Source organism: Massilia sp. UYP32 (genome assembly GCF_050434365.1).
Lineage (GTDB): Bacteria > Pseudomonadota > Gammaproteobacteria > Burkholderiales > Burkholderiaceae_D > Telluria > Telluria timonae.
Window position 1 is genome coordinate 112,586 of sequence record NZ_JBNDIK010000021.1, and the last position, 13,680, is coordinate 126,265.

A 13,680-nucleotide genomic window follows, 5' to 3' on the forward strand; every position below is an offset into this window, starting at 1 on the left:
ACAACGAGCAGGCACAGGGCCGGCAGTTGCACGCAGCGCGCGACTGTCCCCGGGGCTAGGCCCGGCGCCGCCGGCATGAACTGACCGGCCGCGTTTCACTTATTTCCTGATTTTTTCCGCGCCACGGCGCGGAAGGGGATGTTTTTCGCCAGCGTTTCGCTCGACTCGACAGGTCGACGACGCCGGACGGGGTTTTATTGTCTTTTCAATCGTCGTTAATAAGAAAGGTTAATCATGAATAACCAGCCAAAACAGGGCAAACTACCGGGCAACCTGCGCGTGATCGTGGCCGCACTGGCGCTCAGTGGACTCGTCGGCGCCGGCCTGACCGGCTGCGCCGACGCCAACAGCAACGATGCACCGGCAGCGCCGCCCGCGCCGCCGGTGTCCGCCGCCGTGGTCGTGCAAAAGCCCGTCCTCGAGACCCAGGAATTCTCGGGCCGCCTGGAAGCGATCGACGTGGTCGAGATCCGTTCGCGCGTCTCGGGCTACATCACCGCCGTCAACTTCAAGCCCGGCGCCGAAGTCAAGAAAGGCGACGTCCTCTTCGTGATCGACCCGCGTCCTTACCAGGCCGAGGCCGACCGCACCCAGGCCGCCGCGGCCGCCGCCCGCGCCAGGGCCGACCTGGCGCGCCTGGAACTGCAGCGCGCCGAGCGCCTGCTGCTTGACAAAGCCATCGCCCACGCGAATTCGACGAACGCGACGCCGGCCAGAAGGAGCTCGACGCCAGCGCCCGCGCCGCCGCCGCCGAGTACGAAGCCGCGCGCCTGAACCTGGCCTATACCCGCGTCACCGCGCCGATCGACGGCCGCGTCTCGAAAGCCGAAATCACCCTCGGCAACCTGGTCGATGCCAGCGCCGTGCTGACCTCGGTGGTGTCGCTGGACCGCATCTATGCCAGCTTCGACGGCGACGAAAGCACTTATCTGCGCGTGAGCCGCCGCACCCATGCCGGCCAGCCGGTCGACGTGAAGGTCGGCCTGGCCGGCGAAGAAGGCTTCCCGCACAGCGGCAAGCTGGAATTCGTCGACAACCAGCTCGACAGCCGCAGCGGCAGCGTGCGCATGCGCGCCACCCTGGCCAATGCCGACCGCCAGCTGGCGCCCGGCCTGTTCGCCCGCGTGCAGATCGCCGGCGGCGCGCCGAGCCAGCAGATCCTGATCCAGGACCGCGCCATCAACACCGACCAGGACCGCAAGTTCGTGTACGTGGTCGACAAGGACGGCAAGGCCGAGTACCGCGCCGTCAAGCTCGGACCGCTCGACGATGGCCTGCGCGTGGTGCGCGACGGCTTGAAGCCGGGCGAAAAAATCGTCGTCAACGGCCTGCAGCGCGTGCGTCCCGGCGCGCCGATCGCCGCGCAAACCGTGCCGATGGTGGCCCCTGCGGCCGCAGCCCCGGCAGCCAAGGACGCCAAAGTGGCGCTGGCCGACGTCAAGGAGTAATCGAACATGAACTTTTCCAGATTCTTTGTCGACAAGCCGATCTTCGCGGCGGTGCTGTCGGTGATCATCTTCGTCGGCGGCCTGATTTCGATCTTCCAGCTGCCGATCTCGGAATACCCGGAAGTCGTGCCGCCGTCGGTGGTGGTGCGCGCCCAGTATCCGGGCGCGAACCCGAAGGTGATCGCCGAAACCGTGGCCACGCCACTGGAAGAACAGATCAACGGCGTCGAGGACATGCTGTACATGTCCTCGCAAAACACGTCGGATGGCGCGCTGATGCTGACCGTCACCTTCAAGATCGGCACCAACGTCGAACAGGCCGAGACCGCGGTGCAGAACCGGGTCCAGCGCGCCTTGCCGCGCCTGCCGGAAGAGGTGCGCCAGATCGGCGTGACCACGGTGAAATCGTCGCCCAACATCACCATGGTGGTGCACCTGAATTCGCCCAACGGTCAATATGATGACCTGTACCTGCGCAACTACGCGGTGCTGAACGTCAAGGACCAGCTGGCCCGCATCGAGGGCATGGGCGAGGTGCAGCTGTTCGGTTCCGGCGAATACGCGATGCGGGTCTGGCTCGATCCGCAGAAGGTGGCCGAGCGTAACCTGACCGCGGGCGACGTGGTCGCGGCGATCCGCGAGCAGAATGTGCAGGTCGCGGCCGGCGTGATCGGCCAGGGGCCGGCCAAGGACGCCGACTTCCAGCTGACCGTCAACACGGTGGGCCGCCTGCAGTCCGTCGAGGAATTCGGCGACATCGTCCTCAAGACCAATGCCGACGGCGGCACGACCCTGCTCAAGGACGTGGCGCGCCTGGAACTCGGTTCCAGCTCGTATGCGCTGCGCTCGCTGCTGAACAACAAGTCGGCGGTGGCGATTCCGATCTTCGCCGCCCCGGGCGCCAACGACCTGCAATTATCAAGCAACGTGCGCGCCACGATGGATGCGCTGGCGAAGGACTTCCCGCAGGGCGTCGAGTATTCGATCGTGTATGACCCGACCCAGTTCGTGCGCGAGTCGATCGATTCGGTGATCAAGACCCTGCTCGAAGCCGTGGTGCTGGTGGCGCTGGTCGTCATCATCTTCCTGCAAACCTGGCGCGCTTCGATCATCCCGCTGCTGGCGGTGCCGGTCTCGGTGGTCGGCACCTTCGCCGTGATGCTGGCCTTCGGTTTCTCGATCAACACCTTGTCGCTGTTCGGCCTGGTGCTGGCGATCGGCATCGTGGTCGACGACGCGATCGTGGTGGTGGAAAACGTCGAGCGCAATATCGCCAACGGCTTGACGCCGCATGACGCGACCATCCAGGCGATGAAGGAAGTGAGCGGCCCGATCATCGCGATCGCGCTGGTGCTGTGCGCCGTGTTCGTGCCGATCGCCTTCGTCGCGGGCCTGACCGGCCAGTTCTACCGCCAGTTCGCCCTGACCATCGCGATTTCGACCGTGATTTCGGCCTTCGTGTCGCTGACCCTGGCGCCGGCGCTGTCGGCCTCGATCCTGCAGCCGCATCACGCGCCGAAGGACCGCCTGACGCGCATGATCGACGCAGTCCTGGGGCGTTTCTTTGCCGTGTTCAACCGCTTCTTCGCCCGTTCGTCCGAGAAGTACGAAGGCGGCGTGAAGGGCGTCCTGCGCCGCAAGACCGCCGCCATCGGCGTCTACCTGGCGCTGGCCGTGGCCGCAGTGTTCATGTTCAAGGCAGTGCCGCCGGGCTTCGTTCCGCAGCAGGATAAAGCCTACCTGATCGGCTTCGCCCAGTTGCCGGACGCCGCGTCGCTCGACCGCACCGAAGCCGTGATCCGCCAGATGTCGGCGATCGCCAAGGAGATCCCGGGCGTGGAATCGTCGATCGCCTTCCCGGGCCTGTCGATCAACGGCTTTACCAATGCGCCGAACGCCGGCATCGTGTTCACCAGCCTGAAGCCGTTCAAGGATCGCAAGGGCAAGGACATGAGCGCGGACGCCATCGCGGCCGAGATCAACAAGCGCATGGGCGCCGTCGAAGACGCCTTCGTGCTGGTGCTGTCGCCACCGCCGGTGAACGGCCTGGGCACCACCGGCGGCTTCAAGATGATGATCGAAGACCGCGGCAACGTCGGCTATGACGAGTTGAACAACGCGGTGCAGGCGCTGCAGGCACGCGCCTGGCAGACCCCGGAGCTGGCCGGCGTGTTCTCGGGCTTCCAGATCAACGTGCCGCAGCTGTTCGCCGACATCGACCGCGTGAAAGCCAAGCAGCTGGGCGTGCCGCTGTCCGAGATCAACCAGACCTTGCAGGTCAACCTGGGTTCGGTGTACGTCAACGACTTCAACCAGTTCGGCCGTACCTACCAGGTGCGCGTGCAGGCCGACGCCGAGTTCCGTTCGCACCGCGAGCAGATCGAGCAGCTGAAGGTGCGCAGCAACAGCAGCGAGATGATTCCGCTGTCGTCGGTGATGCGCGTGAAGGACACCTATGGTCCGGACCGCGTGACGCGTTACAACGGCTACGTGTCGGCCGAGATGAATGGCGGCGCGGCGCCCGGCGTGTCGTCGGGCCAGGCGCAAGCCATCATGGAACAGATCGCGAAAGAGACGCTGCCGAAGGGCGTGTCGTACGAATGGACCGAGCTGACCTACCAGGACATCCTGTCGGGTAACACCATGATCTATGTGTTCCCGCTGTGCGTGCTGCTGGTGTTTCTGGTGCTGGCCGCCCAGTACGAAAGCTGGACCCTGCCGCTGTCGGTGATCCTGATCGTGCCGATGTCCATCCTGTGCGCGCTGGCCGGCGTGAAGCTGTCGGGTGGCGACAACAATGTCTTCACCCAGATCGCCCTGTTCGTGCTGGTGGGGCTGGCCTCGAAGAACGCGATCCTGATCGTGGAATTCGCGCGCGAACTCGAAGACCACGGCCGCAGCGTGATCGACGCCGCCCTGGAGGCAAGCCGCCTGCGTCTGCGTCCGATCCTGATGACGTCGATCGCCTTCATCGCCGGCGTGGTGCCGCTGGTGTTCTCGAGCGGCGCCGGCGCCGAGATGCGCCACGCGATCGGCATCGCCGTGTTCTGGGGCATGCTGGGCGTGACCTTCTTCGGCCTGTTCCTGACGCCGCTGTTCTACGTGCTGCTGCGCATGCTGGCCAAGCGCTTTGAAAAACCTGCGAAGGCGCCCGCCGTGGCGCACAACGCGGAAGGAGTACATTGAGATGAATAATCCATTCATTCGACGCGGCGTAGCCCCGTTGCTGGCAGCCTTGTTGCTGACCGCCTGCGCCACGCCCGATTTCGTGCAGCCGCAAGTGGCGACCCCGGCCGCCTTCCGCGAATCGCAGGCCCCCAAGGCGGCCGACGTGGAAGTGGCGGGCATCGACGGCGCGCGCTGGAAGCCGGCGCAGCCGGCCGAAGCCCAGTCGCGTGGCCAGTGGTGGCTGGCCTTCAACGACCCGGCGCTCACCGCGCTGATCGAGGAAGCCGCCGCCAACAACGCCAACCTGTCGGTCGCGGCCAGCCGCGTCAAGCAGGCGCGGGCCATCGCCGGCATCGCCGAAGCCGACCGCATTCCGCAAGTGGGCATCGGCATCGGCGCCCAGCGCGCGCGCCTGTCGCCGCTGGAGTCGGGCCAGGTGCAGGGCAGCGATACCGAGGCCCACACCAGCTACACGGCGCGCCTGTCGGCCAGCTACGAGGTCGACCTGTTCGGCCGCGTGGCGGCCAGCGTGTCGGCGGCGCGCGGCGACGCGGCAACCTCCGAGGCGAACTTCCGCTCGGTGCTGCTGGCGCTGCAGGCCGACGTGGCCCAGACCTATTTCAGGCTGCGCGCGCTGGACGCCGAACTCGTGACGGTGGACCAGACCGTGCGCCTGCGCGAAGAGAGCGTGAAGGTGACCCAGCGCCGCTTCGACCTGGGCGACATCGGCGAATTCGACCTGTCGCGCGCCCGCACCGAGCTGGCCACGGCGCGCGCCGAGGCGATCGGCGTGCAGCGCCAGCGCGCCACCACCGAGCACGCGCTTGCCGTCTTGCTGGGCAAACCGGCGGCCGACTACGTGGCCGGCCCGAGCCCGCTGCTCGATGCGAGCCTGATGCCGGCGATTCCTGCCGGCCTGCCGTCGTCGCTGCTGGAGCGCCGGCCCGACATCGTCGCCGCCCAGCGCGCGATGGAAGCGGCCAACGCCCGCATCGGCGTGGCGCGCGGCGCCATGTTCCCGGCGCTGACCATCAGCGCCGACGGCGGCGGCGTGGGCAGCGTGTTCTCCGAGGTCTTCAAATGGAGCAGCCGTTCATGGGTGGTCGGCGCGCTGGCCTCCATGCCGCTGATCGACGGTGGCCGCAACCGCAACAACGTGGTGCGCAGCGAAGCCGCGCTCGAGGAATCGGTCGGCGCCTACCGCCAGAGCGTGCTGGTGGCGTTCGCCGAAGTCGAGGACAGCCTGGCCGGCCTGCGCATCCTGGCCGGCCAGTCGGCCCAGATCGACGCCGCCGTGGTCTCGGCGCGCCGTTCGGCCGACCTGGCGCAGAAGCTGTATGACGCGGGCCGGTCGAGCTACCTGGAACTGCTCGACGCGCAGCGCAACCTGGCGGCAGTGGAACGCAGCGCGGTGCAGCTACGCGGTGACCGTGCGCTGGCCACCGTGGCGCTGATCCGGTCGCTGGGCGGCGGCTGGGATGCGCCGCAGGCGGAAAGCACGACGCTGGCCCAGCGTTGATCTGATTCCTTACCTCTTGGCAGATTGTTTGCCCTTTGCGGCGGTGCGTGCGAGCGTACCGCCGCTTTTTTTGCTTGGTGTAGCAAAACTACACATTTCACCCGGATTCAATTGACACATTGAGGAGGCGGGACGAGACTTTCCCTGCCGAGTTCGCCAACTGCGTAGATGATTTCAAGAAATAAGTAATTAACCTACTCAGTATGTCTTGCAGAAGCGCGTCGGCGCCAAGCGATGTTGAAGAAATCCATTCGAACCGCACAAAACAAAAGGAGACAAAGCATGAAGAAGAGCATCACCGCCATGCTCGCGGCAGGCGTCATGGGCATGTGCGCCGGCGCCGGCGCCGCGACCCCGCCGGCCCAGTCCGGCAACAGTCAGGCCGTCCTGCTGCAGGGCTTTCACTGGCACTCCGCCAATTACAGCAGCCCCAACTGGTATAACACGCTGCACGCCAACGTGGCCGACCTGAAAACGATGGGGTTCTCCCACGTCTGGTTCCCACCGCCTTCCGACTCGGCGGCGGCCGAGGGTTACCTGCCGCGCCAGCTCAATGTGCTCAGTTCGCGCTACGGCAGCTCGGCCGAGCTGACCAATGTGGTGCGGGCCTTCACCAATAATGGCATCAAGGCGGTGGCCGACATCGTGGTCAACCACCGCGTGGGCAGCACCGGGTGGTCGGATCTCACCAACCCGAACTGGACCACGCACGCCATCGTCAATAACGATGAGTGCAATTGCGGGCTTGGTAACCCGGACACCGGCGACGGCTTCAGTGCCGCCCGCGACATCGACCATCGCAACGTGGGCGAAGTCCAGAACGGCATCATCGGCTGGCTCAACCACACTCTCAAGCCGGTCGGCTTCAGCGGCATTCGCTTCGATTACGTGAAGGGCTTCAGCCCGAGCTATGCCGGGCAGTATGCGAACGCCTTCGGCGCCGAGTTCTGCGTGGGCGAGTTGTGGACCGACCTGAACCTGAACAATATCGATGCCCACCGCCAGCAGATCATGAACTGGATCGACGGCACCGGGAGTAGCTGCGGCGCCTTCGATTTCACCACCAAGGGCTTGCTCAACGATGCGCTGGCCAACGGCAATTACTGGCGCCTGCGCGATGCGTCCGGCAAGCCGCAGGGCGCGCTGGGCTGGTGGCCGGCGATGGCGGTGACCTTCGTCGACAACCACGACACCGGTCCGTCCGAAAGCTGCGGCAACGGCCAGAATCACTGGTCGGTGCCGTGCGGCTCGGTGATGGAAGGGTATGCCTATGTGCTGAGCCATCCGGGCATCCCGACCGTGTACTACCCGCACATCTATAACTGGAACCTCAAGACGCCGATTGCGGCGCTGATGGCGGCACGCCGTACGGCAGGCGTGCATTCGACGTCGCCGGTGGCGATCCAGCAGGCGACCCAGGGGCTGTATGCGGCGATCATCAGCGGCAATACGCGCCAGCTGGCGATGAAGATCGGGCCGAACAGCTGGAGTCCGGCGGGCAGTGGGTGGACGTTGCAGACGTCGGGGAATAATTACGCGGTGTGGATCAAGTAAAACCGCTTGTTGTAGCCGGCTGCCATCCACGGCAGCCGGATTTAGCGCGGTGGATGCGATCGAGCGCTAGCCGTAGAAGCCAACTTCTCTCTGGTGTCGGATGGCGAGAATCAGGATGGCATCCTGTTCCGCTTCATAGCTGTAGAGGGCGATGTATCCGGTCTTCGCCTGCGAGATGATGAGTTCACGTAAATCATGCTCTGCCAGACGACCGATGAGTGGGTGCCGGACGAGCACCGCCACCGCTTCGTCAATCAAATCGAGTGCTTCAAGCTGCGCACCCGCGCCTTCCGGCGCGAGAAAGTCGCTGATACGTTCAAGATCGGCCAGCGCACGACGGGAATAGCTTATTCTCGCCATGGTTTTTTGGGCGGCCTGTCAACCTGGCCGTCTTCGAGCCGCCGGCGCAGATACGCCCGAACGTCCTCGGCCGCATGCCCATCTCCTTGTGCCAGCATTTCCGTCCTTGCTTCACGCGCCTGCGTAACGAAGGCCGCACGTTGCTCGACAGCGTGGGCGGCCTGGCGGATCGCGTCCACCATGAATGCGTGGGGACTGATGCCTAGTTCCTGCGCAGCGTTGACTGCGCGTTGCTTGAGCTCATCGGGAAGCTTGAGTGATGTTGTCGACATGGTATGCGTCATCCTGGGCGGTGCTACTAAGGTAGCACCTTCGCTACAGAGTTTCAAGGCGTTATTCGGGCCGGCCGCTACAATGCATCCATGCAGAATGCAACTGTTCCCACTCTCATCGGTCTGGCGCCGGTTCTCGACGCGAACGTACGCATTCTCGTCCTGGGCAGCTTTCCCGGCGCCGCCTCGCTGGCTGCGGGCCAGTACTACGCCCATCCGCGCAACCAGTTCTGGCGCCTGATCTCCAGCGTCGTGGGCGAGGACCTGGCGGCCCTGCCTTACGCCGAGCGCCTGCCGCGCCTGCTGGCGCATGGCGTCGGGCTGTGGGACGTGCTGGGCGAATGCGAGCGGGTCGGCAGCCTGGATTCGGCGATCCGCAAACCCGCCGCCAATGACTTCGACCGACTGCGGGAACTGTGTCCGCGGCTTGTCACGGTCGGTTTCAACGGCCAGGCCTCGGGCAAGTTCGCGCCGCAATTCGCAGCGGCTGGCTATCGCACCGTCGTGTTGCCATCGAGTTCGCCGGCGCATATGGCGATGTCGTTCGAGCAGAAGCTGGATGTCTGGTCGCGACTACGGGGCGACGAGCAGCGCGGCCCGACGGTATCGCAGTCGCCGCTGTTCTGATGACGCCGGCATGGCGGGCGGCGCGGTCAGCGCAGCCGCGTCCCCGTCGTCGCCACCCTTCTTAAATGCGCCAGCTTGGCCGAATACACCTCGCGCATATCCCCCCGCGTGCTGTGATCGACCGCCAGCGCGATATGCTCGCGCGCGTCGCCCAGATGCCCGAGCTTGAGGTGCGCGATTCCCAGCCAGAACCTGAACTCGTCGTTGTAGGGCGAGCGTTTCACCTCGCGCGCGAAGAGCGCCACGGCCGCGTCGAAGTCGCCCGCCTTGAGCGCCGCCATGCCCTTGTCGAAATAGTGGTACGGCGGCGTCGGCTCGATCGCGGCGATGCGTTTGGCCAGCGCCTGCGCTTCCAGCGGCCGGCCCAGCGTCACCAGCAGCGGCTCCAGGTTGCGCAGCACCGCCAGGTTCTCGGGCTCGCGCGCCAGCGCGGCCTGATAGGCGCGCTCGGCCAGCGCCAGCTCGCCGTGGCGGTGGTAGATCACGGCCAGCGTATTGAGCGTGGTCGCCGTGCCGGGACGCGCCGCCACCGCCGCGCGCGCCCACCAGTAGGCGTCAATGATACGGTCCTGTATCAGCGCCTCGGCGGCGCGGTTGTTCAGGTAGAGGGCGACGACGTCTTCTTCTTCCAGCTCGCGGGTGCGCAGGCTCGCCGCTTCCTCGCGCGGGATGAAGTCGACCACCAGCACCCGCTCGGGATCGTAACCGCGCAGGACCTCGGACGCATGCTGCCCCAGGCCGATGTTGATGTGGGCGCTCGACAGGTAGATGCCGGCGGTGCGGCTCCAGCTGTCCGCGACCTCCACGCTCTGGAAGCGCACCGGCATGCCGAGTTCCTTCGCGAAGGCGGCCGTCATGATGACCAGCGACAGGCAGTTGCCCATGCGCGCCTCATAGGTTTCGCTGGCGGTGCGCGTGATGCGCGATTCGTATTCGAGTTTCAGGTCGGTCTTGCTGTACAGCGCGTCCAGCAGGCCATGGCGCATGCCCTTGCTGCGCAGGCGCTGGGTGAAGGCGGCGCTGTGCAGGTAATCGCGCATCGCGGGGCTGAGCGTGAACAGGCCCTGCGCGCCGACCGGTTCGGACGGCGGCGCGAAACGCTCGTCGGCGAACAGCGCGGATGATGGCGGGGAGGTGGGAGCGGTGCTGGCGCAGCCGCCCAGCAGCAGGGACAGCGACAGCAGTCCGGTCACGAGGCGCTTCATGTCTCCTCCCTGTACGCGCGGGTATTTACATCCCAGTATCCGCTCGCGTCAGGCAGAAGTCAAAAGCCTTCAATCCTCGTGGAAGGCTTCCAGCAATTCGTCCAGGATCTCGGCGGTTTCTTCGCTCGACAATCCCAGATAGGCGCAGGCCGCGGCGCCGCCCTTGTTCCACTCGGTCGATTCGGCGTGGCCCTGGTAGCGGCAGATCGCGTTCTCGGCCAGCAGCGACAGCGCGACCAGCGAGCGCACCGGCGATGCCGTCGACGCGTCTTCGATCACGGCGTAGTCATGGTGGTGCAGGATGGCCCACGACACGTGGTCCGACAGCCCCCAGTTACGCGCCAGCAGGCAGCCGACGGCGGCGTGGCTGGTGTCGTGGCGCTCGACTTCGAGCGCGGTGAACGGACGGACCGCTTCGAGCGAGGCCGCGCCATAGGTGACGTTGTAATCCTTGAAACGCTCCATCAGCAGCGGCACGCCGGTGTCGCAGAACAGGCCGAAGGTGTGGGCCACGTCCGCTTCGCCCATGCGCAGGCGGCGCGACAGGAACACCATCGCCTGCGCGCGGCGGGTGGAGATGTCCCAGAAGCTGGCCAGGGCCGCGCTGTTGGCGGGAATCGCCTGGCGCGCGAGCAGGCCGGTCATCATGGCCGCGACCTGGTTAATGCCGAGGAACAGGATGGCCTGTTCGATCGACTTGGCCTTGCGCCGGCCGCCATAGATGGCCGAATTGGCAAGTTTCAGGAGGGCGCCGGACATGCCGACGTCGCTCGCCACGATCTTGCCGATGGCGTCCAGCGACGGATCTTCCGCCGCCAGTTCGCGTTGCAGGTCGGCGAGCAGGCTGGGCCGAGGCGGGATGCGGATCGATTTGATCAGGGCATCGACCTGGTCGATCTGCGGAATGGGCTCGACGACGGTGTTCATGGAGATGGAGGCGCGAATAGGCTTCGCGGAAATGCGGAGGACGCTGCCACTATACCCGAGTCATTTCGTTATTGCAGCAAGGCAATGCCATTATCACTCTATTCTTGTGTCAATTTCACCAAAACGGCGGGTCATGCTGTCCCGCGCTAGAATCGGCGCATGGCTATTTCTACAATTGCAGGGATCGATTTCTCGAAGCCGGCGGACGTCGTCGCGCAGCAGCTGATCGGCGTCACGGTGCTGGTCGACGGCGTCGGCGGCCGGATTGTCGAGACCGAAGCCTATGACCATGAAGACCCGGCCTCGCACGCGTATTCCGGGCCGACCGAGCGCAATGCGTCGATGTTCGGGCCGCCCGCGCATGCCTATGTCTACCGGTCGTACGGCATCCACTGGTGCCTGAATTTCGTGTGCCAGGAGGCCGGGCACGGCGCCGGGGTCCTGATCCGGGCGCTGGAGCCGGTGGCGGGCCTGGACCTCATGCGCGCGCGGCGCGACGCGCTGGACGAGCGCCTGCTGTGTTCCGGGCCGGGCAAGCTGTGCCAGGCGCTGGGCGTGACCCGTGCGCACAACGGCATGGCGTTGTCGGAACGACCATTCGAACTGCTGCCGGCCGAGCCGGGATTGGCGCTCGTGGCCGGACCGCGCATCGGCATTTCGAAGGCGGTCGACGTGCCGTGGCGGTTCGGGCTGGCCGGCTCGCGTTTCGTCAGCCGGCCGTTCCGCTAGCCGAACCATACTTCAGGCGCGCCGCCGCGCGGGCGCCGCGGGCAGGGCGCGCACCGGGCCGCCGCGCATCGCGCTGCCCGATGCGCGCCGTTCGCCCACGCCCTGGAAGCCGGATTCCGGCGCTTCTTCCGCGCTCGTCTCCTCTTGCGTTTCGACGCCCGCCGCATCGGCGTCCAGGCCGGGCGCGACGCGGAAGATCGCCACCGCCTTCGCCAGGTTCACGGTCTGCTCGTGCAGGCTTTCGGCCGCCGCCGCGGCCTGTTCGACCAGGGCCGCGTTCTGCTGGGTCATGCCGTCCATCTGCCCGACCGCGCGATTGACCTCGGCGATGCCGTCGGCCTGCTCGGTGCTGGCGATGCTGATGCGGCCGATGATGTCGTTCACCTGGCGCACCGAGGACACGATGTCGCCCATGCTGGCGCCGGCTTCGCTGACCGAGGCGTTGCCGCGCTCGATGATGTTCACCGAATCGGCGATCAGGCCCTTGATCTCCTTGGCCGCCGCCGCCGAGCGCTGGGCCAGGGTGCGCACCTCGGAGGCCACCACCGCGAAGCCGCGTCCCTGTTCGCCGGCGCGCGCCGCTTCCACCGCCGCGTTCAGGGCCAGGATATTGGTCTGGAACGAGATGCCGTCGATGACGCCGATGATCTCGACGATCTTGCGCGAGCTGGCCTGGATCGATTCCATCGTCGTCACCGCCTGCTGCACCGCCTGGCCGCCGCGCGACGCCAGTTGCGACGCTTGCGCCGCCAGCTCCGAGGCCTGGCGCGCATTGCTGGCATTGTCCTTGACCGCCGTGGTCAGGGTCTCCATGGTGCTGGCGGTCTGCTCGAGCGAGCCGGCCTGCATCTCGGTGCGGGTCGAGAGGTCGAGGTTGCCGCTGGCGATTTCCTGCGACGCGGTGTCGATCGAGCGCACCGCGTTCATCACGCTGTGCAGGGCGGCGTTCAGGCGCGCGATGGTGTGGTCCAGCGCCCGTGCGGTGTCGTCGATCTCGTCGCGGCCTTTCGCATGCAAGGGCGGCGCGTCGAGCCGGCCTTCGGCCAGTTCACCGACCGTGCGCGCGATCGCGTTGATCCCGCCCAGCATCGAGCGCCGCACCAGCATCGTCACCGCCAGCGACAGCCCGATCGAGAGCAGCACCAGGCCGGCCATGCTCAAGCCCAGGCTGCGGAACTCGGCCTTGGCGGCGGCGTGGGCATCCTCGCTCATCTTTTTCTCGAGCTGGGCCAGGCGCGTCAGCTCGGCGTCGAGCGCGACGAACTGCTGCTCGGCCTTCTGCATCGAGTTGGTGGCGATCGACTGGTCGACCGAGGCCATCTCGATCGTCTCGCCGACCGCCTTGCGGTAGCGCGCCAGCGCCGCTTGCGAGGCCTCGATCGGCGCGCGCTCGTGCTGTTCGGCCTCCTGCGCGAACTTGCCCAGCTGGTCGCCGATGGCGGCGTGCCTGCGCTGGATGTCGGCGGTCAGGGCGCTCAGCCGGTTCTGGGCGAAGCTGCCGTTGACCCAGGCCAGCAGCTGGTAGGCGTTGGCATGCGCGAAGCGCGCTTCGCCGGCGACGTCGGCCACCGCCTGCAGGCGCGCGGCGCGCACCTGCACCATGTGTTCGAGCGAGGCATTCTGGCGCACCATGCCATAGTAGGCGGCCGCCGAAAGCAGGGTCAGCAGGACGAGCACGAGTCCCGGGGCCAGCAGCAGTTTCTGGCCGATCCGCAGTTTGTTCAGCATGGGAGTCACTCCTAGAGACGCGGGGGGGGGGGGGGGGGCCCCGCCCCCCCCCCCCCCCGGCCCAGACCAGAGTTGGATTCCGGCGTCCCGCCCCCCCGCGGGCGCCCCGCCGCGAGAGGGGGTGGTAGGCGCGCTGAGTCCGG

General features: G+C 66.5%; 10 protein-coding genes and 1 pseudogene. 6 read left to right on the top strand and 5 right to left on the bottom strand.

The features are described 5' to 3' along the window. Positions 1-234: 234 nt before the first annotated feature. From ABIB42_RS17540 to ABIB42_RS17555, 4 genes and pseudogenes are all read left to right on the top strand, one after another. Positions 235-1,448 (top strand): annotated as a pseudogene (locus tag ABIB42_RS17540) (efflux RND transporter periplasmic adaptor subunit). 6 nt (positions 1,449-1,454) lie between these two features. Then, the gene (locus ABIB42_RS17545) at positions 1,455-4,634 is read left to right on the top strand and encodes an efflux RND transporter permease subunit (RefSeq protein WP_429248716.1); all 3,180 of its coding nucleotides are present in this window, start codon (positions 1,455-1,457) and stop codon (positions 4,632-4,634) included. Between the two features lies 1 nt (position 4,635). Then, positions 4,636-6,135: an efflux transporter outer membrane subunit gene (locus ABIB42_RS17550; RefSeq protein ID WP_005665119.1), complete on the top strand. Its 1,500-nt coding sequence runs from the start codon at positions 4,636-4,638 to the stop codon at positions 6,133-6,135. Between the two features lie 282 nt (positions 6,136-6,417). Further along, positions 6,418-7,689 (top strand): alpha-amylase C-terminal beta-sheet domain-containing protein, encoded by a 1,272-nt coding sequence (locus tag ABIB42_RS17555; protein WP_005665120.1) that lies wholly within the window; start codon positions 6,418-6,420, stop codon positions 7,687-7,689. Positions 7,690-7,755: 66 nt separating this feature from the next. Here the strand turns inward: ABIB42_RS17555 and ABIB42_RS17560 are convergent, their stop codons facing one another. Next, positions 7,756-8,049: a type II toxin-antitoxin system RelE/ParE family toxin gene (locus ABIB42_RS17560; protein ID WP_005665122.1), complete on the bottom strand. Its 294-nt coding sequence runs from the start codon at positions 8,047-8,049 to the stop codon at positions 7,756-7,758. Further along, a complete protein-coding gene (locus tag ABIB42_RS17565) occupies positions 8,037-8,321 on the bottom strand; it encodes a hypothetical protein (RefSeq protein ID WP_040775165.1) in 285 nt (94 codons plus the stop codon). Before ABIB42_RS17565 ends, ABIB42_RS17560 begins: the two co-directional genes overlap by 13 nt. A 90-nt stretch (positions 8,322-8,411) precedes the next feature. Between ABIB42_RS17565 and ABIB42_RS17570 the strand changes: the two genes are divergently transcribed. Then, positions 8,412-8,948 (top strand): DNA-deoxyinosine glycosylase, encoded by a 537-nt coding sequence (locus tag ABIB42_RS17570; RefSeq protein ID WP_005665123.1) that lies wholly within the window; start codon positions 8,412-8,414, stop codon positions 8,946-8,948. 26 nt (positions 8,949-8,974) lie between these two features. On the opposite strand, the gene ABIB42_RS17575 is transcribed toward ABIB42_RS17570, so the two are convergent. Both ABIB42_RS17575 and ABIB42_RS17580 read right to left on the bottom strand, forming a co-directional pair. Continuing rightward, positions 8,975-10,153: a tetratricopeptide repeat protein gene (locus ABIB42_RS17575; protein WP_005665125.1), complete on the bottom strand. Its 1,179-nt coding sequence runs from the start codon at positions 10,151-10,153 to the stop codon at positions 8,975-8,977. A gap of 69 nt (positions 10,154-10,222) precedes the next feature. Continuing rightward, complete coding sequence (locus tag ABIB42_RS17580; protein WP_005665126.1) at positions 10,223-11,080, bottom strand: HDOD domain-containing protein; 858 nt, start codon at positions 11,078-11,080, stop codon at positions 10,223-10,225. Positions 11,081-11,239: 159 nt separating this feature from the next. On the opposite strand from ABIB42_RS17580, the gene ABIB42_RS17585 reads away from it, so the two are divergent. Next, the gene (locus tag ABIB42_RS17585; protein ID WP_429248717.1) at positions 11,240-11,809 is read left to right on the top strand and encodes a DNA-3-methyladenine glycosylase; all 570 of its coding nucleotides are present in this window, start codon (positions 11,240-11,242) and stop codon (positions 11,807-11,809) included. A gap of 12 nt (positions 11,810-11,821) precedes the next feature. Here the strand turns inward: ABIB42_RS17585 and ABIB42_RS17590 are convergent, their stop codons facing one another. Continuing rightward, entirely contained in the window at positions 11,822-13,537 is a 1,716-nt protein-coding gene (locus tag ABIB42_RS17590; protein ID WP_429248718.1) for a methyl-accepting chemotaxis protein, read from the bottom strand. Positions 13,538-13,680: the final 143 nt, after the last annotated feature.

Coding starts and splice junctions, on each gene's coding strand:
- ABIB42_RS17565 (WP_040775165.1), bottom strand. CDS start 8,321: ATGTCGACAACATCACTCAAGCTTCCCGATGAGCTCAAGCAACGCGCA.
- ABIB42_RS17570 (WP_005665123.1), top strand. CDS start 8,412: ATGCAGAATGCAACTGTTCCCACTCTCATCGGTCTGGCGCCGGTTCTC.
- ABIB42_RS17580 (WP_005665126.1), bottom strand. CDS start 11,080: ATGAACACCGTCGTCGAGCCCATTCCGCAGATCGACCAGGTCGATGCC.
- ABIB42_RS17590 (WP_429248718.1), bottom strand. CDS start 13,537: ATGCTGAACAAACTGCGGATCGGCCAGAAACTGCTGCTGGCCCCGGGA.
- ABIB42_RS17555 (WP_005665120.1), top strand. CDS start 6,418: ATGAAGAAGAGCATCACCGCCATGCTCGCGGCAGGCGTCATGGGCATG.
- ABIB42_RS17550 (WP_005665119.1), top strand. CDS start 4,636: ATGAATAATCCATTCATTCGACGCGGCGTAGCCCCGTTGCTGGCAGCC.
- ABIB42_RS17560 (WP_005665122.1), bottom strand. CDS start 8,049: ATGGCGAGAATAAGCTATTCCCGTCGTGCGCTGGCCGATCTTGAACGT.
- ABIB42_RS17545 (WP_429248716.1), top strand. CDS start 1,455: ATGAACTTTTCCAGATTCTTTGTCGACAAGCCGATCTTCGCGGCGGTG.
- ABIB42_RS17575 (WP_005665125.1), bottom strand. CDS start 10,153: ATGAAGCGCCTCGTGACCGGACTGCTGTCGCTGTCCCTGCTGCTGGGC.
- ABIB42_RS17585 (WP_429248717.1), top strand. CDS start 11,240: ATGGCTATTTCTACAATTGCAGGGATCGATTTCTCGAAGCCGGCGGAC.